The organism is Pseudomonas sp. DD1 (assembly GCF_044510355.1).
GTDB classification, from domain to species: Bacteria; Pseudomonadota; Gammaproteobacteria; order Pseudomonadales; family Pseudomonadaceae; genus Aquipseudomonas; species Aquipseudomonas shahriarae.
Window position 1 is genome coordinate 71,612 of record NZ_MSAJ01000038.1, and the last position, 15,535, is coordinate 87,146.

Consider the following 15,535-nt stretch of genomic DNA (forward strand, 5'->3'; position numbering starts at 1 on the left):
AAGCACTACGCATGAAGCGATTGGCCGGACTTTCCGCACTTGCCTTGATTATCTCCAGCACCAGTGGCTGCGGTTGGATCTGGGGCCCGGAAGGCTACTTCCGTGACCGCGGCAGCGATTACCTGGAAGCACAACAAACCGCACCGATGCAATTGCCGCCGGACGTCAATGTCGCCAAGCGCCTTGACCCGCTGTTGCCGATCCCGCGCAACGTGGCCGACGACACCGTCAAGGGCGAGTACGAAGTGCCGCGTCCACAGCCGATTTCGGCCATGGCCGATGCCAGCGACTACAGCCTGCAGAAAAGCGGTGACTCGCGCTGGATCATGGCTCAGCGCCCACCTGCCGAAGTCTGGCCGGTGGCGGTGCAGTTCTTCCAGGACAATGGCTTCCGTATCGACGAACAACGTCCGCAGACCGGTGAGTTCACCACCGCGTGGCAGCAGTCGAACGAACTGTCGGCCAATATGGCCAAGCGCCTGCAGGCCGGTGGTGTTGCCGCTGATGGCGAAAGCCGGATCCGCGTGCGCATCGAGCCAGGCGTGCAGCGCAATACCAGTGAAGTCTACGTGGTCAGCGCCGCGCGTCCTGCCGGCAGCACCGCCAACGTCGAGTTCACCAACCGTTCGGTCAACAGCGGCGTCGATGCTGCGCTGGTCGACGAGATGCTTGCCAGCATGAGCCGCATCTCCGAGAAGGGTGGTTCCGTATCCCTGCTCGCTGCCCGTGATTACGACACGCCTAGCCGTGTCAGCCTCACCGAAGACGGCAGCGGCAACGTCGTGCTCAACCTGGGTGAAGACCTGGATCGTGCCTGGGCCAGCGTCGGCCGTGCCCTGGAGCAAGGCCCATGGCGCGTCGAAGACATCAACCGCAGCCTGGGCCTGTACTACATCAACGTGGCTGAAAAGGCCGAGAAGAAAGACGAAGAGCGTGGTTTCTTCAGCAAGTTGTTCGGCAGCGAGCCGACCAAGGAAGAGATCGAGACCCGCGCCGAGCGTTATCAAGTGCGCTTGAGCAAGGTTGGCGACAACGTGCAAGTCACCGTCGAGAAGAACATCAACACCGTGGCGCCAGCAGAAACGGCGCGCAAAGTGTTGGGCGTGATTCAGGACAACCTGGGCTGATCTGATGCGTTTTGCTGTTCTCGGCAGCGGTAGCCAAGGGAACGGCACGCTTGTAGCCCACGACGACACGTACGTCCTGGTGGATTGTGGTTTCTCCCTGCGGGAAACCGAGCGACGCCTGCTGCGCCTGGGGGTTCACCCGGCGCAGTTGAGCGCGATTCTAGTGACCCACGAACATGCCGACCACGTGCATGGCGTGGGTTTGCTGTCTCGGCGCTACAATCTTCCGGTGTACCTGAGTCGCGGCACCTTGCGCGGTATGCGCAAACCCGTTGAGCCCGCAGGTTTCCTGGCTGGTGGCGAGCAACTGCAAGTGGGTGCCTTGAGCATCGACGTGATTGCCGTGGCCCACGATGCCCATGAGCCTACGCAATATGTATTCAGTGACGGCGAGCGCCGCTTCGGCCTGCTTACCGACCTGGGTTCCTACTGTGCCAAGGTGCTGGAAGGCTATCGGGACCTCGATGCATTGATGATCGAGTCTAACCATTGCCGGGACCTGCTGGCGCGCGGTCACTACCCGTACTTTCTCAAGCAACGGGTTGGTGGCGAGTTGGGACATTTGAACAACCACCAGGCGGCGTACCTGGTGTATGAGCTGGGCTGGCAAGACCTGCAACACCTGGTCCTGGCCCACCTGAGCAGCAAGAACAACCTGCCGCAGCTTGCCCGGCAATGTTTTGTCGACACCCTCGGGTGCGACCCGGACTGGCTGCAACTGGCCGATCAAGATTCAGGGCTCGACTGGCGACATATCGCCTAGCCCACCTACTTACCAAGCGGAGCCCATCATGGAAAAACGTGAAGAACTCTACCGCGGCAAAGCCAAGTCGGTTTACAAGACCGACGACGCCAACCGCTTGATCCTGCTGTTTCGCAACGACACCTCGGCGTTCGACGGCAAGCGCATCGAACAGCTCGACCGCAAGGGCATGGTGAACAACAAGTTCAACGCCTTCATCATGCAGAAGCTCGAAGCGGCCGGCATTCCGACCCAATTCGACAAACTGCTGGGCGACAACGAATGCCTGGTGAAAAAACTCGACATGATCCCGGTCGAGTGCGTCGTGCGTAACTACGCTGCCGGTAGCCTGGTCAAGCGCCTGGGCGTGGAAGAGGGCCTCAAGCTCAACCCTTACACGTTCGAACTGTTCCTCAAGGACGACGCCAAGGGTGACCCGTTCATCAACGAATCCCACGTCGTGGCATTCGGCTGGGGCACCGCAGAGCAACTGGCGCGCATGAAAGAGTTGTCCCTCAAGGTCAACGACGTCCTGAGCAAACTGTTCGACGACGCCGGCCTGCTGCTGGTGGACTTCAAACTGGAATTCGGCGTATTCCACGACGGCTCCATCGTCCTGGGCGACGAATTCAGCCCGGACGGCTGCCGCCTGTGGGACAAAGACACCCGCAAGAAGATGGACAAAGACCGCTTCCGCCAGGGCCTCGGTGACGTGATCGAAGCCTACGAAGAAGTCGCCAACCGTCTCGGCGTACCGCTGTAATCGACGCAAGCATCTGATAGCACGGAAAAAAATTGCTTCGGCGCTTTGCTTCCACGAAACAGACTGTTATGATGCGCGCCGTTGGAGAGATGCCAGAGTGGCCGAATGGGACGGATTCGAAATCCGTTGTACCTTCACCGGTACCTAGGGTTCGAATCCCTATCTCTCCGCCATTACACAGAAAAAGCCCCGTAGTTGAAAAACTACGGGGCTTTTTCGTTTCCGAAACTTGCTGAAAATACCGCCTCCTATGATTCACTCCCCGTACTACACAACACACCCACCTTTCGTGCAGGCTTCCAAAACGTTACGCACAGCGCCTGCGTTGCGCGCCCCTCTGTAAGTCAATATCGTTTGCCGTGCGCGAGATAGTTCTCCCATCCCAACACTGCAAAGGAATGCCTGATGAGCAAAAACACGAAAAAGACCTCCGACAAGATGGCCACGTTAGCAGCCGAAACCCTGAATAATCCAAGCGCCTCAGCTATCGCCAGAAGCCTGGCTGCCTCGGCGTTGGCTCAAAGTGGTACGGATAAGCAGACCAGTGCGCAGATGGAGGAAAAAGCTGGAAAGACGCTTCAGAGCGATCAGTACAGCGAGCAGACGAAAGCGCTTGCCGCCTCTGTGCTCTCCCAATCCAATAAAGAGCGAGGAAGCTGAGAGGCGACCCTTCTGAATAAGGCCGGTGGTTGTTTCCATAGGTTATGGGGGAATGGGCTGTCTTACCTGAGGCTGTCCATTTCTCACGAAAAGGCTTGGCTTGCCACCATCCATCAGAAAAGCTGCCCATGGCTATCTCCAGTTCTATGCTGGGTCATAAGACCAATTCTTATGGATGGGAGGTGGGTATGAATAACGAACCCAAGCCACGCGACGACTCGGCGCAGGAGCGGGCTCGGCGGCTTCACGAAGAAGAGAAACCGCAGACCTGGAAGCACCCGGATGATGGGACGGAATTGTCCGAGCGCGACCAGGAGCGCCCGCTTAAGCCCTGACGTCCGACGATGAGAGCGTCCCCAGCGCTTTCATCCGGCTATCGGCGTACACAGCTCTACCAGCGTGCCATCCGGGCAGCGCACGTATGACACTACCTGGCCCCAGGGCTTGCTGCTCGGTGCCGAGAGTTCGCTGGCACCTGCGGCCAGCGCTTTGGCGTGGGCCGCCGGTACGTCTTCGGTTACAAACCCCAGCTCCATGCCCAGCGGTTGCTTCGAGGTATGGGCGGCGACGTGCCCACCCTTGAAGTTCATCTCCCCCAGCTCATGGGCGGCGAAGGACAACGTAGTGCCCCCGGTTTCCAACTCGCCATAGGTCCCTGATTCATGCAGGAAGCGTCGGCTGAAGCCAAAGGCTTTTTCGAAAAACTGCAGTGACGCGGCCACGTCCGGGACGTAGACGATGGTGTAGGCGAATTTCATGGCTAAGCGCTCCTTGCTTGAAGAAAGTGGCTAATTAGAGGGCGAGGCGCCGGGCTCGTCAATCTGCCTATACCAGCAGCGCCGCGGGAAACCCCGACGCCAGGACCAGATACGCAACGATGGCGGCCAGGCACAGCCCGACAAACACCCGCAGCAGTGTCCTGGCGGTTGGGTGGGCGATGAGTCTGATACTCCAGATACACAGCCCGGCCATCAGGATGGCCAGGGCAAGAATGACCAGCACGGGGATGTTCTCGGTTGTCATGGAAGCTGATTTATAGTCTCAAACACGTGGGTTGGATAGTCGACGCATAGACGCAGGCCCCGCAGTGTTCCTAAACTGCCGGCAGTCTTGGGCTGTAGGGCGTTTGCCATGAATCGCAATGAATTACGCAAGGCCGACATCAACCTGATGGTGGTCTTTGAAACGCTGATGCTCGAGCGCAACGTAACGCGTGTGGCAGAGAAGCTGTTTCTCGGCCAACCCACGGTCAGTTCGGCCCTCAACCGCTTGCGCACGTTGTTCAACGACCCGCTGTTTATCCGTGTCGGCCATCGTATGGAGCCCACGGCGCGGGCCGAGGAGCTTATCTTGCATCTGTCGCCGGCCCTGGACTCGCTGTCGGCGGCGTTGAGCCTTACCCATGATTTCGATCCGTCTGTCAGTACCATGACCTTTCGCATCGGCCTGTCCGATGACGTCGAGTTCGGCCTGTTGCCGCCGCTGCTGCGGGCCCTGCGTACCGAAGCGCCGCAGGTGGTGTTTGTGGTGCAGCATGTCGATTACTGGCGGATCCCGGACTTGCTGGCCTCTGGCGATATCACCGTCGGCATCACCCAGACCCGTGGCCTGCCGGCCAATGCCAAGCGCAAGTTGCTGCGCCATATCCGCCCCAGCGTGCTACGCGCCGATGCCTCGGACCAGCCGCTGACCCTCGATGAATATTGCTCACGACCCCATGTGCTGGTGTCCCACACCGCCAACGTCGCAGGGTTTGCCGATGAGTGGCTGGCGGAGATCGGTCGCAAGCGGCATGTGGTGTTATCTGTGCCGCAATACAGCTCCTTGCCGGCACTGCTGGCCGGCACCGATATGATTGCCAGCCTGCCGGATTACACGGCCCAGGCCATGGCCGCAGCGGGCAATCTGTTTTGTGAGCCGTTCCCGTTCGATACGCCGACCCTGGACTTGTCCATGGTCTGGCTCAGCCACGTTGACAGTGACCCCGCCGAACGCTGGATGCGCTCGCGGCTGGAAGCATTTATGGGGGGTTGAGAGGACTAAGCGGCACGTCATATCTGCGCTTCTTTTGCCGCATCCTGCTTGACGCTTGCCACTGCCTTGACCACCTGCTCGCGAAACCACGCGTTGGCAGTTTCCTGCTCGCTGACGTCGTTCCACTGCATATCCAGAGTGAACCCCGGCAGGCCGTTGGGGGCTTCGCAGTGGCCGAACTGCGGCTCCAGGGCCAGCAGCTGTTGCACACGCCGGGGCAGGGTGACGATAAAGTCGGTGCCGGCAATCATCTTCAGCGCCGCGCTGTAGCTGTTGGCCCGGGCAATAACCTGGCGCTTGTGGGCCTGGCGGGCGAGCCAGCCGTCGATCATGTTGGTGTCCGAGGTCCAGGGTGTCGGGAATACATGGCGGCGGGCCACAAACGACTGCAGGCTGAACGCCGGCTCGCGTGGGGCAGCGCGCTTATCGAAGACGCAGACCAGGTCGTCCTCCAGCAGCATCTGCGTCCTGAGATCCTTGTGCTCACGGTGAAAGTGCGGGCCGAAGCAAATCACCAGGTCCAGGCGCCCGTCGCGCAGGGCCTCGACGGGAATCTCGGTTTCCAGCTTCTGCACATTGACGATCACTGGCAGGTCGGCGTGATCGAAGTGTTTCAGCAACCTGGGCAGGATCAGTTGCTCGAAGTATTCGGGCGCGCAAAGGTTGAAGGTGACGGCTTTTTGCGTGGGGTCGAACGTCTGGGCGCCCGCGTGGCAGAGGTTGATGCTTTCGAGGATTTTCTGCACATGCCCGTACATGCTGCTGGCTTTGTAGGTCGGGCGCATGCCCGCACGGGTGTTGATAAACAGATCGTCTTCGAAGCTGGTGCGCAGTTTCTTCAGGCTGTAACTGACCGTGGACTGGCTGACAAACAGGGTTTCGGACACATCGGTGACGCTGCTTTGCTCATACACAGCGACAAAAACCATCAGGTCCTGCATATCGAGCTTTCTAAGCAAGTTGCTGTTTAGCATTCGTTCCGTCCGTGAGCCTGTTGCGCGACCGCAGCGCAAACAAGGCAAAATGTTAACGGAACGCTCGTGCCAATAGAAAGGTCTGTCGGACCTTTCTATGTCTGTTGTGGGACAGATACTGTTTGGAACACGACGCCCTAGCGAATATGCCGTGCGTAGTGGCGCGGGTCGAAGCGCAGGACCATCAGCAGCATCACCCCCACCACCGCCGTGAGCGACCACCAGGCCCATTCGAAACTGCCCAGTTGGTCGCGAATCACCCCAGCGATCAGTGGCGACACGCCAGCAATCAGGTAGCCGATACCCTGCACGAAGGCTGTCAGGCCACCCGCACGGCGCGGGTTGTCCAGGTGGTCCAGGGACAGGATCAGGCTCATTGGGAACAACCCGCCAATGCCCAGGCCCAGCAGGCATGGCCACAGTAGGGTGAGGTGCTGTGGGGAGAGGATCAGGCCACAGAAGCCGGCGATGATCAGCACCAGCAACACGGCCACCACCGCGCGCTTGTCCTGGCGCCGGTTGGCGATGGCCGGGGTGATCAGCCCGGAGACCACCTCCATGGCGGTCAGGAAACCCAGCAGCAAACCGGCACTCTGTTCGCTCCAGCCCTGCTCGACGTAGTACGGCGCCAGCCATGCCAGCACGCAGGTGTAGGAAGCGGTCCCGAGGCCGAAGAATATCGCCAGCAACCACGCGCGGCGATTACCCAAAAACGACGCCTGCGCACCGGTAGCGGCGTGGGGCAGGGGAGGCAATGCCGCGCGCTGGGCATACCAGAACAGCAGCGCCAGCACGGCGAGCACCGCCCAGATGGCCAGGCCGATCCGCCAACTGCCGGTCTGCACCTGGATAAACGGCGAGAACGACGCCGCCAATGCCGCGCCGCCCATGATCGCGGTGACGTATAGGCCCATGAACAGTGAAACATTGTCACGAAAGCGCGACTTGATCAGCGCCGGCATCAACGCCTGGATCAGCGCAATGCCCACGCCGGCGGCGATGGCGCTGAGGATCAATTCGGCGGCGGAGTCGAGAAACAGCCGTGACAGGGTGGCGAGGCCAATCACTACCAGCGACAGCACGATGCTGCGATGTTCGCCAAAGCGTTTGCCCAGGCCCATGCCGAAGAACATCGCCAAGCCCATCGCCATCACCGGCAGCATGGTCAACAACGACGCGGTGCTGAAACTCAGCGGCATATCACCACGGATCGACGATAACAAAGGACCGACTGCTGCCATGGACGGGCGCAGGTTGAGGGCCACCAGCACAACACTGATCATCAGCCAGAGGGCGGTGGTGGGTTTGGCGTGGACGTTTTCCATGGGCGGGCCTTGAATGGACAAGGCTGCTATTAGGCGGCTGCGCAGGGCAGTGGGCAAATCAGAAAGTCGCAGGGACTATTGAAAAAACCGGCACCGGCTTGTGTGGGAACCGGGTAAGACAGTTCCCACACAAGCCAGGGCGATTTCGTCGGCAGGGTGTGTCAGTAACCCACGGTAAAGCGTTGGCGCGAATGCTTCGGTGTTTCCACTTCGTCAATCAGGGCAATGGCGAAGTCGGCAAAGCTGATCCAACTACGGCCTGCACTGCTCACCAACAGGTCGTCCTGGCCCAGGCGGAACGTGCCGGTGCGCGCGGTCTCGACAAATTCTGCCGAGGGCGAAAGGAAGGTCCAGTCCAGGTCCTTTTCCTGACGCAAGGTGTCGAGGAATGCCGCGCCAGCACTGGCCTCGGCCTTGTATTCGGCAGGGAAACCCTGGCTGTCGATGACCCGCCCGCCGTCCGGCAACAGCAGCGAGCCCGCGCCACCCACTACCAGCAGACGCTTCACGCCCGCCTGTTTTACCGGCCCGATCACCGCAGGGGCCGGCAGGGTGGCGAAGTGCGCAGCGCTGATCACCACGTCGCTGCCGCTGATGGCCTGTTGCAGCGCTGCAGCGTCCAGGGCGTCGGCCTGTTTGACGGTCAAGCCCGGGCGCGCGGCGATAGCTCCAGTGTTGCGTGCGATGGCCGTGACCGTATGGCCGCGACGCAGGGCTTCTTCCAGCAGTTGGCTACCGGCACGGCCGGTGGCACCAATGATTGCGATCTTGCTCATGACGTTCTCCAGTGCGGTAAGAGTTGGATCAATTCACCACTGCATTTCGCCCTTGGCGACTTTGGCACTCAGCTCCAGGGAGCTTTCATCGGCCAGCTTCGGGTAGCGTTTTTTCATGGCTGCGATCAGGGCGGCGGAATCCTTGGCCTTGGCGGTTTCTACATCGAAAGCCTTGATGTAGTCGGCCGTGAAGGCGACGGATTTGACCGAAGGCGTGCCCAGGTAGTGGCCTGGCACCACGGTGACCGGCTTGAGTTTTTCGATACGTTGCAGGGTGCCCAGCCAATCGGCGTGGGATTGCGCACCCTGGGTGTCGGCCATCCACAAGTGGATATTGTCCGAGACCACCACGCCGCCGATCACGGCCTTGATTGATGGGATCCAGACGAAACTGCGATCCGGCTGCGGGCCGTCCAGGCCGATGACTTCCAGCGGTTGCCCTTCGAGCGTCAGGCTATGGCCTTCGAGGACCTGAGGAATGATGGTCTTGGCGGGTTTGTCGGCACCCATTTTCGGGCCCCAGTAGGCGACTTTTCCGGCAACGGTGGCCTTGATATGGTCGACCACCGGCTGCGGTGCAAGGATCTTGGCCTGTGGGAAAGCACTGGCCAGGGTGTCGAGGCCGAAGTAGTAATCCGGGTCGCCATGGCTGATGTAGATGGTGGTCAGCTGTTTGCCACTGGCGCGGATCTTCTGCACCAGTTGCTCGGCCTGGCCCTTGCCGAACTGCGCGTCTACCAGGATCGCGTCTTTCTCGCCGCTGACCAGCACCGAGCTGACGGGGAAGATCGCCGATTCACCGGGGTTGTACACGTCGAGAGTAAGGTCGGCGGCAGCTGCGTGAGCGGCAAAGCCGAGTACGGTGGTGGCCAATACAAAGCGCTTGAGGGTGGTGAGCATGTTCAGGTCCAGGTCAGAGGTGCCTTGGCAGGCGATGGACAGAGCTTAGTTGCACTTAACGCAGCAAAAAATGCGATGCTGGAACATAGTTTGTTTCTAAAACCGGGCAAATCATGGATCGTCTTCAAGCAATGCGCGTGTTTGTCACGGTGGTCGACCTGGGCAGCCAGTCTGCGGCCGCCGATCATCTGGACCTGTCGCGCCCAGTCGTGTCGCGCTACCTGGCAGAGCTGGAGGACTGGGTGGGCGCGCGCCTGATGCACCGCACCACGCGCAAGCTCAGCCTGACCGCCGCCGGCAGCGAAACCCTGCCGCGTTGCCGGCAGATGCTGGAATTGTCCTGCGACATGCAGGCCGCCGTCAGCGAACCGGACGACACCCCTCGGGGCCTGGTGCGCCTGAGTGTCAGCACCTCGTTTGGCCAGGCGCAATTGGCGGAGGCGATGGCCGAATACGTCAAGCGCTACCCGCAGGTGACCATTGATCTGCAAATGCTCGACCGCACGGTGAACCTGGTGGATGAGCGCATCGACCTGGCGATCCGCACCAGCAACGACCTGGACCCCAACCTGATTGCGCGGCACCTGACGGTATGCCGCTCGGTGATCTGCGCGTCGCCGGCCTATCTGCTGGAACATCCGCAACCGCAGCGGGTAGAAGAGCTGGCGGGGCACAATTGCCTGACCCATTCCTACTTCGGCAAAAGCCTGTGGCATTTCGAGGAAGATGGCGAGCCGGTGTCGGTGCCGGTACACGGCAACATCAGCGCCAATGAAGCCAGCACCTTGCTACGCGTGACCCTGGCCGGGGCGGGGGTGGCGATGTTGCCGACCTACCAGGCCGGCGACTACATCCGCAGCGGCCAGTTGATCCGCCTGCTGCCCCATGCCGAGCCACGGCAGATGAACATGTACGCGGTGTATGCCTCGCGCAAGCACATGCCCCAGGCGTTGCGCAGCCTTCTGGATTTCCTGGTGTTGAGGTTCCCGCCGCAGCCGCAATGGGATGCAGGGCTGGACGTGCGATAAGGCGCCTGAATACCCCTCAATACTGGCAACTCGCCCTGGCTGACCTATGCTTACCACAGCACCTTCTTGATCTGTCCGGAGGTCACCGCCATGACGATCAAAACCAGAAAGTACCTGATGATTTTTACCCTCTGCGCCCTGGCCACGGCCCTCTATGGCACCGCCGCCTACCGCGCCGAACAGGCCCGCATGCAGCCCGGCATGGCCGCAACCTGCAACCACGGACAATGCACCTACTCGGCGACCCTGAGCGCGTTGCGCTAAGCCGGAGGGCTGTGGTGGCAATGGGGCTCCTGTGGCTTCTGGGGCTTCTATGGCTCTTGTGGCGAGGGAGCTTGCTCCCGTTGGGCTGCGTAGCAGTCCCATTTCAGGGCCGCTTCGCGCCCCAACGGGGGCAAGCCCCCTCAGCACAACAAACCTTCTCACCACGGTAAATCGGCCTACAGAAGGTGGGCGGACGATCACTCTGCATTCAACTGTTCGCGAAACACCTTGGGTGAAAACCCGACGCGGCGGCGAAACAGTCGAGAAAAGTTCGTCGGATCAGAGAACCCCAGTACGTCGGACATTTCATTGATGGTCATGCTGGTGTAGGTCAGCAGGCGCTTGGCCTCCAGTAATTGGCGGTCGTGCATGATCTGCAAGGCCGGCTGCCCGCCCAGTTCGCGGCAGGTGCCGTTGAGGTGCGACACCGAGATCCCCAGCTTGTGCGCCAGGTCTTCGATCTTCGGGTGTTCGCGGTAGTGCTGCTCCACCAACTGGGTGAAGCGCCGAAAATACTCAAGGCTGCGTGGCACCCGGGTATGGCAGCGCTGGATGGCCTGGCGGCTGATCCACACCAACAGCACGCTGACCAGAGCGTGCATCATCATGTCCCGGGCCGGGAAGTTGTCGTTGTATTCATCCTGCAACCGGGCAAACAGGCTATTGAGGTAGTCACTGTCCTGGCCCGCCGGATAACTGCCCAGGGCGCTCAAGCCATCTACCGCCGAGCCCAGTTGGCCTTGCAGATGCGCCACCAGCGGCGCAGCCAGCGTCACCACAAACCCTTGCACATCCTCGGCAAACCGAAACCCATGCACGCATAACGGCGGCAGCACTTGCAGGGTCGATTCCGTCAGCGTCGTGCGCTGGCCCTCGATCTCCAACTGCGCCTGGCCTTTGTACACGTAGAGCAACTGGCACAGGTCCGCATGTCGGTGGGGCTGGATCTCCCACTGGTACTCACGGCTGCGCCGGGAGATGGTTTCACAGTGCAACAAATCCGGGGTCGGCCACTGTTGGCTTTCCCCATAGAGTTTGAACACTGGAACGGCGGGACTGGCATTTTTGGTCATGGTTTCAATCCGATACTCAGGACAGTGGTTCGGTAATCGCCCCAATTGGCGAAAAGCGCAGGCTTTGGCTCAGTTTTCACCTTCTTATGGGGCTCACTCAAGGGAAAAATGCCAGCACCAAAACCAATGACAACGCTTTCACTGAATACGTTCGGGGGAAGCAGGCGGGCCATAAAAATAATGAAAACCCTGAAAACCCAAGTCGCCATTATCGGCGCCGGCCCTTCGGGGCTGCTGCTCGGCCAGTTGCTGCACAATGCCGGAATTGAAACCCTGATTCTTGAGCGCCAGGCCCCCGACTATGTCCTCGGACGTATTCGCGCCGGTGTGCTGGAGCAGGGCATGGTCGACCTGTTGCGCCAGGCCGGGGTCAGCCAGCGAATGGATGCCGAGGGCCTGGTACATGCAGGCTTCGAGCTGGCGCTGAACGGGCGCTTGCAACATATCGACCTGAAATCACTGACCGGCGGCAAGACCGTGATGATCTACGGCCAGACCGAAGTCACCCGCGACCTGATGGCGGCCCGCGAGCAAGCCGGCGCGATCACCCTGTATGAAGCGCGCAATGTTCAGCCCCACGACCTCAAGGGCGAACGGCCCTGGCTGACCTTCGAGCACCAGGGCCAACACGTGCGCCTGGACTGCGACTACATCGCCGGCTGCGATGGCTTCCACGGCGTGGCACGCCAGTCGATCCCCGCCGATGTGCTCCAGACCTTCGAGCGGGTCTACCCGTTCGGCTGGCTGGGTATCCTCGCCGATACCCCGCCGGTCCACGCCGAACTGGTCTACGCCAAGCACCCACGCGGCTTTGCCCTGTGCAGCATGCGTTCGCCCAGCCGCAGCCGTTATTACCTGCAGGTGCCGGCCGAGGAGTCGCTTGAGGCATGGTCCGACCAGCGCTTCTGGGATGAACTCAAGGCGCGCCTGCCCGATGAGTTGGCCGCGCAATTGGTGACCGGGCCGTCGATCGAAAAGAGCATCGCCCCGCTGCGCAGTTTCGTGGTGGAGCCGATGCAGTACGGGCGTCTGTTCCTGCTGGGGGACGCCGCCCATATCGTGCCACCCACTGGCGCCAAGGGCCTGAACCTGGCGGCCAGTGATGTCAGCACCTTGTTCAGCATCTTGCGCAAGGTGTACCGGGAAGGGCGCGTGGAGTTGCTGGAGAAATACTCACAGATCTGCCTGCGGCGCATCTGGAAGGCTGAACGGTTTTCCTGGTGGATGACCTCGATGCTGCACCAGTTTCCCGAGGCGGATGGCTTCAGCCAACGCATTGCCCAGAGCGAGCTGGAGTACTTTGTCGAGTCGCAGGCGGGGCGCAAAACCATTGCAGAAAATTACGTCGGACTTCCTTACGAGGCTATCGAGTAGCCGGCTATCGAGTAAGCTATCGGGCATTGCCACGGGGCTCTTTTCCCGTGGGCCTTGCCTACAGGTTCTGTCGTGACCCCGCCCACTCCTTCTGTACGCAGTATCCTCGCCGCCCTGATGCTGGCGATTTTCCTCGGCGCGCTGGACCAGACTATCGTCGCCGTGTCGATGCCGGCCATTTCTGCGCAGTTCAACGACGTCAACCTGCTGGCCTGGGTCATCTCCGGCTACATGGTGGCGATGACTGTGGCCGTGCCGATCTACGGCAAGCTCGGCGACCTGTATGGGCGGCGGCCGATGATGCTGATCGGCATGGGCCTGTTTACCGTCGCCTCGCTGTTTTGTGGCATGGCGCAAAGCATGGAACAACTGGTGCTGGCGCGCATCCTCCAGGGCATTGGCGCAGGCGGGATGATTTCCGTGAGCCAGGCGATCATCGGCGACATTATCCCGCCCCGTGAGCGTGGGCGTTACCAGGGTTACTTCAGCAGCATGTACGCGGTCGCCAGCGTGGCCGGGCCGGTGTTGGGCGGTTATATGACCGAGTACTTGTCGTGGCGCTGGGTGTTTTTGATCAACCTGCCATTGGGCGCGGGTGCCTGGTGGGTGGCCCATCGCACCCTGGTGGGGCTGCCGGTGCCGCAGCGCAAGCCGGTCATTGATTACCTCGGCACGCTGCTGATGATCATTGGCTTGACGGCATTGTTGCTGGGCATCACCGAAATCGGCCAGGGCCATCATTGGCGTGATGAACAGGTGCTGAGCCTGCTGGCGTGTGCCCTGGTGGCGCTGAGCATATTTGTCTGGCATGAGCGCCGGGCGCGGGAGCCCTTGTTGCCCATGCACCTGTTCGCCAACCGCAGCGCGGTGTTGTGCTGGTGCACGATTTTCTTCACCAGCTTCCAGGCCATCTCGCTGATCGTGCTGATGCCCCTGCGTTACCAGAGCGTCACCGGTGCCGGTGCCGACAGCGCCGCCTTGCATCTGCTGCCGCTGGCCATAGGCTTGCCGATGGGCGCGTTCTTTGCCGGGCGCATGACCTCGGTGACCGGTCGCTATAAACCGATGATCCTTGGCGGGGCGCTGCTCACGCCGATTGCGATCCTCGGCATGGCCTTCAGCGCACCCCAATCGCTGATGCTCAGCAGCCTGTTCATGGTGCTCAGCGGCATTGCCTCGGGCATGCAGTTCCCGACTTCCCTGGTGGGCACGCAAAACTCGGTGGCGCAACACGACATCGGCGTCGCCACCAGCACCACCAACCTGTTCCGCTCACTGGGTGGCGCGGTTGGGGTGGCGTGCATGTCGGCCTTGCTGTTGGCGTTGTTGCAGGATTCGAGTTTTGCCCATCTGGCCAGTGGTTCGATGATGGCCGAAGGCAACTCCGGCAATGTGCTGCTCGATGGCCTCAACGCGGCGCCTGGCCCGGCGCAGGATGCGTTGCGGAGGGAGTTGCTGAGCACCTTCCGGCATTTACTGATGGTCAGTGCGGCGGTGTCGTTGCTGGGGTTGGCGGCGGCGATTGCGATGCCAAACCACCTGTTGCGGGGGCGCGAAGACAAGGCGCGATAGCGTAGGCGCCGGCAAGCCGGCTCCTACATGGAGTGCAACTGTGCGCGTAGCCCGCTTACGGGCTGTAGTAACCCACCGCCACCAGAAAATGCCCGCTCTTACGCAGATAGGCATGCTTGTTTTCCACCTTGCCGGTCACCGGGTTTTTCCAGCGGTATTGATATTCCCCCTGATCCTGCTCCTTCATCAGTTGCAGGATCGGCTCGCCCACGGGCTTGCCGTCCGGGTCCTTGACCTTGGCGAAGTCGGTGTTGATCAGGCGCAGGTTGGTGCCGTGGGCCACATAGCGCCCGGTATCCAGGTCGACCACAAACACATACAGGTCGTCCTGCAAAAATCCGCCTTGCAGCGCATTGATGGCTTTCAACGCGCCGGCTTCGTTTTTCTCCAGTTCCCTGACCGCTTTGTCCCGCAGGGCCTTGGCCTGTTCGGGTGTGGCCCGGGGCAGGTAATAGCCGACGGCGAGGATGCGCTGGCCGATGCGCTGGTAGAACACATGTTTGCGCTCCACCTTGCCGTCGTTCCAGTTCTGCCAGCGGTACTCGGCCTGCTGGATGCCATTGCCTTCCGGGATCTTCAGCGCCGCCTTGAACGACTGGCGCAGGTCCGGCCCTAGCACTTCGGACACGTCGCGCCCGATCAGCGCCGATGACGGACCGCCACTGGCCAGCAGCACGCCCTTGGTATCGACCACGAACACATAGCGGTCCTTGTCGACAAACTCGCCCTGGCGGCTGAAGGCGGCGAAGGCCTTGTCACCGTTGTCGTGGTAATAAGCCAGGGCCTTCTCCAGCAGCGGCTTGGCGGCCTGGGCGTCCTGTTCATTGGGGGTTGCGGCCTGGGCCTGGCTGAAACACAGCAACAGTAGCAGCCAGGTGGCGCGGAGCATTCCCTTCATTACCCGTCCCTCGTTCTTGTGAATG

At 61.0% G+C, this 15,535-nt stretch carries 18 protein-coding genes and 1 tRNA gene; 11 read left to right on the plus strand and 8 right to left on the minus strand.

The features are described from left to right. Window positions 1–11: 11 nt before the first annotated feature. From bamC to PSFL_RS24780, 6 genes are all read left to right on the plus strand, one after another. Complete coding sequence (gene bamC, locus PSFL_RS24755; RefSeq protein WP_057441316.1) at window positions 12–1,127, plus strand: outer membrane protein assembly factor BamC; 1,116 nt, start codon at window positions 12–14, stop codon at window positions 1,125–1,127. A gap of 4 nt (window positions 1,128–1,131) precedes the next feature. Beyond that, the gene (locus PSFL_RS24760) at window positions 1,132–1,890 is read left to right on the plus strand and encodes an MBL fold metallo-hydrolase (protein ID WP_057958791.1); all 759 of its coding nucleotides are present in this window, start codon (window positions 1,132–1,134) and stop codon (window positions 1,888–1,890) included. A gap of 28 nt (window positions 1,891–1,918) precedes the next feature. Next, window positions 1,919–2,632 carry a phosphoribosylaminoimidazolesuccinocarboxamide synthase gene (purC, locus tag PSFL_RS24765; RefSeq protein WP_003211975.1) on the plus strand — a complete coding sequence of 238 codons (714 nt, stop codon included), beginning with the start codon at window positions 1,919–1,921 and terminating at the stop codon, window positions 2,630–2,632. An 83-nt stretch (window positions 2,633–2,715) separates the two neighbouring features. Beyond that, window positions 2,716–2,805 (plus strand) — tRNA-Ser (locus PSFL_RS24770). A 232-nt stretch (window positions 2,806–3,037) separates the two neighbouring features. Further along, window positions 3,038–3,292 carry a hypothetical protein gene (locus PSFL_RS24775; protein WP_170045522.1) on the plus strand — a complete coding sequence of 85 codons (255 nt, stop codon included), beginning with the start codon at window positions 3,038–3,040 and terminating at the stop codon, window positions 3,290–3,292. Between the two features lie 188 nt (window positions 3,293–3,480). After that, a complete protein-coding gene (locus PSFL_RS24780) occupies window positions 3,481–3,627 on the plus strand; it encodes a hypothetical protein (RefSeq protein ID WP_162947713.1) in 147 nt (48 codons plus the stop codon). 30 nt (window positions 3,628–3,657) lie between these two features. On the opposite strand, the gene PSFL_RS24785 is transcribed toward PSFL_RS24780, so the two are convergent. Together PSFL_RS24785 and PSFL_RS24790 are read right to left on the minus strand one after the other, a co-directional pair. Next, complete coding sequence (locus tag PSFL_RS24785; RefSeq protein ID WP_057441310.1) at window positions 3,658–4,050, minus strand: VOC family protein; 393 nt, start codon at window positions 4,048–4,050, stop codon at window positions 3,658–3,660. Window positions 4,051–4,117: 67 nt separating this feature from the next. Beyond that, window positions 4,118–4,315 (minus strand): hypothetical protein, encoded by a 198-nt coding sequence (locus tag PSFL_RS24790; RefSeq protein ID WP_169960365.1) that lies wholly within the window; start codon window positions 4,313–4,315, stop codon window positions 4,118–4,120. Window positions 4,316–4,423: 108 nt separating this feature from the next. On the opposite strand from PSFL_RS24790, the gene PSFL_RS24795 reads away from it, so the two are divergent. After that, a complete protein-coding gene (locus PSFL_RS24795) occupies window positions 4,424–5,326 on the plus strand; it encodes a LysR family transcriptional regulator (protein ID WP_057958792.1) in 903 nt (300 codons plus the stop codon). Between the two features lie 17 nt (window positions 5,327–5,343). On the opposite strand, the gene PSFL_RS24800 is transcribed toward PSFL_RS24795, so the two are convergent. The 4 genes from PSFL_RS24800 to PSFL_RS24815 all read right to left on the minus strand — a co-directional run bounded on the left by PSFL_RS24800 (window position 5,344) and on the right by PSFL_RS24815 (window position 9,301). Further along, a complete protein-coding gene (locus PSFL_RS24800; protein ID WP_120732136.1) occupies window positions 5,344–6,300 on the minus strand; it encodes a LysR family transcriptional regulator in 957 nt (318 codons plus the stop codon). Between the two features lie 137 nt (window positions 6,301–6,437). After that, complete coding sequence (locus PSFL_RS24805) at window positions 6,438–7,625, minus strand: cyanate transporter (RefSeq protein ID WP_273865198.1); 1,188 nt, start codon at window positions 7,623–7,625, stop codon at window positions 6,438–6,440. Between the two features lie 161 nt (window positions 7,626–7,786). Further along, window positions 7,787–8,401, minus strand: a complete 615-nt coding sequence (locus PSFL_RS24810; protein ID WP_397470604.1) for an NAD(P)-dependent oxidoreductase — start codon at window positions 8,399–8,401, stop codon at window positions 7,787–7,789. Between the two features lie 33 nt (window positions 8,402–8,434). Next, complete coding sequence (locus PSFL_RS24815; protein WP_115127602.1) at window positions 8,435–9,301, minus strand: MBL fold metallo-hydrolase; 867 nt, start codon at window positions 9,299–9,301, stop codon at window positions 8,435–8,437. A 113-nt stretch (window positions 9,302–9,414) separates the two neighbouring features. Between PSFL_RS24815 and PSFL_RS24820 the strand changes: the two genes are divergently transcribed. Continuing rightward, the gene (locus PSFL_RS24820) at window positions 9,415–10,329 is read left to right on the plus strand and encodes a LysR family transcriptional regulator (protein ID WP_057441299.1); all 915 of its coding nucleotides are present in this window, start codon (window positions 9,415–9,417) and stop codon (window positions 10,327–10,329) included. A gap of 90 nt (window positions 10,330–10,419) precedes the next feature. Continuing rightward, window positions 10,420–10,593, plus strand: a complete 174-nt coding sequence (locus tag PSFL_RS24825; protein WP_162947714.1) for a hypothetical protein — start codon at window positions 10,420–10,422, stop codon at window positions 10,591–10,593. 197 nt (window positions 10,594–10,790) lie between these two features. On the opposite strand, the gene PSFL_RS24830 is transcribed toward PSFL_RS24825, so the two are convergent. Continuing rightward, complete coding sequence (locus PSFL_RS24830) at window positions 10,791–11,666, minus strand: helix-turn-helix domain-containing protein (protein ID WP_115127604.1); 876 nt, start codon at window positions 11,664–11,666, stop codon at window positions 10,791–10,793. 189 nt (window positions 11,667–11,855) lie between these two features. Between PSFL_RS24830 and pobA the strand changes: the two genes are divergently transcribed. Together pobA and PSFL_RS24840 are read left to right on the plus strand one after the other, a co-directional pair. After that, window positions 11,856–13,040 (plus strand): 4-hydroxybenzoate 3-monooxygenase, encoded by a 1,185-nt coding sequence (gene pobA / locus PSFL_RS24835; protein ID WP_169989441.1) that lies wholly within the window; start codon window positions 11,856–11,858, stop codon window positions 13,038–13,040. Window positions 13,041–13,157: 117 nt separating this feature from the next. After that, a complete protein-coding gene (locus tag PSFL_RS24840) occupies window positions 13,158–14,612 on the plus strand; it encodes an MDR family MFS transporter (RefSeq protein WP_397470631.1) in 1,455 nt (484 codons plus the stop codon). Between the two features lie 55 nt (window positions 14,613–14,667). On the opposite strand, the gene PSFL_RS24845 is transcribed toward PSFL_RS24840, so the two are convergent. Next, window positions 14,668–15,510, minus strand: a complete 843-nt coding sequence (locus tag PSFL_RS24845) for a cache domain-containing protein (protein WP_397470605.1) — start codon at window positions 15,508–15,510, stop codon at window positions 14,668–14,670. Between the last annotated feature and the right edge of the window lie 25 nt (window positions 15,511–15,535).

What these genes read in the sequence shown, in the direction of transcription:
- PSFL_RS24845 (WP_397470605.1), bottom strand. Translation starts at nt 15,510, where the DNA reads ATGAAGGGAATGCTCCGCGCCACCTGGCTGCTACTGTTGCTGTGTTTC.
- PSFL_RS24775 (WP_170045522.1), top strand. Translation starts at nt 3,038, where the DNA reads ATGAGCAAAAACACGAAAAAGACCTCCGACAAGATGGCCACGTTAGCA.
- PSFL_RS24820 (WP_057441299.1), top strand. Translation starts at nt 9,415, where the DNA reads ATGGATCGTCTTCAAGCAATGCGCGTGTTTGTCACGGTGGTCGACCTG.
- PSFL_RS24795 (WP_057958792.1), top strand. Translation starts at nt 4,424, where the DNA reads ATGAATCGCAATGAATTACGCAAGGCCGACATCAACCTGATGGTGGTC.
- PSFL_RS24830 (WP_115127604.1), bottom strand. Translation starts at nt 11,666, where the DNA reads ATGACCAAAAATGCCAGTCCCGCCGTTCCAGTGTTCAAACTCTATGGG.
- bamC (WP_057441316.1), top strand. Translation starts at nt 12, where the DNA reads ATGAAGCGATTGGCCGGACTTTCCGCACTTGCCTTGATTATCTCCAGC.
- PSFL_RS24815 (WP_115127602.1), bottom strand. Translation starts at nt 9,301, where the DNA reads ATGCTCACCACCCTCAAGCGCTTTGTATTGGCCACCACCGTACTCGGC.
- PSFL_RS24790 (WP_169960365.1), bottom strand. Translation starts at nt 4,315, where the DNA reads ATGACAACCGAGAACATCCCCGTGCTGGTCATTCTTGCCCTGGCCATC.
- PSFL_RS24760 (WP_057958791.1), top strand. Translation starts at nt 1,132, where the DNA reads ATGCGTTTTGCTGTTCTCGGCAGCGGTAGCCAAGGGAACGGCACGCTT.
- PSFL_RS24805 (WP_273865198.1), bottom strand. Translation starts at nt 7,625, where the DNA reads ATGGAAAACGTCCACGCCAAACCCACCACCGCCCTCTGGCTGATGATC.
- PSFL_RS24825 (WP_162947714.1), top strand. Translation starts at nt 10,420, where the DNA reads ATGACGATCAAAACCAGAAAGTACCTGATGATTTTTACCCTCTGCGCC.
- PSFL_RS24780 (WP_162947713.1), top strand. Translation starts at nt 3,481, where the DNA reads ATGAATAACGAACCCAAGCCACGCGACGACTCGGCGCAGGAGCGGGCT.
- PSFL_RS24785 (WP_057441310.1), bottom strand. Translation starts at nt 4,050, where the DNA reads ATGAAATTCGCCTACACCATCGTCTACGTCCCGGACGTGGCCGCGTCA.
- PSFL_RS24810 (WP_397470604.1), bottom strand. Translation starts at nt 8,401, where the DNA reads ATGAGCAAGATCGCAATCATTGGTGCCACCGGCCGTGCCGGTAGCCAA.
- purC (WP_003211975.1), top strand. Translation starts at nt 1,919, where the DNA reads ATGGAAAAACGTGAAGAACTCTACCGCGGCAAAGCCAAGTCGGTTTAC.
- PSFL_RS24840 (WP_397470631.1), top strand. Translation starts at nt 13,158, where the DNA reads ATGCTGGCGATTTTCCTCGGCGCGCTGGACCAGACTATCGTCGCCGTG.
- PSFL_RS24800 (WP_120732136.1), bottom strand. Translation starts at nt 6,300, where the DNA reads ATGCTAAACAGCAACTTGCTTAGAAAGCTCGATATGCAGGACCTGATG.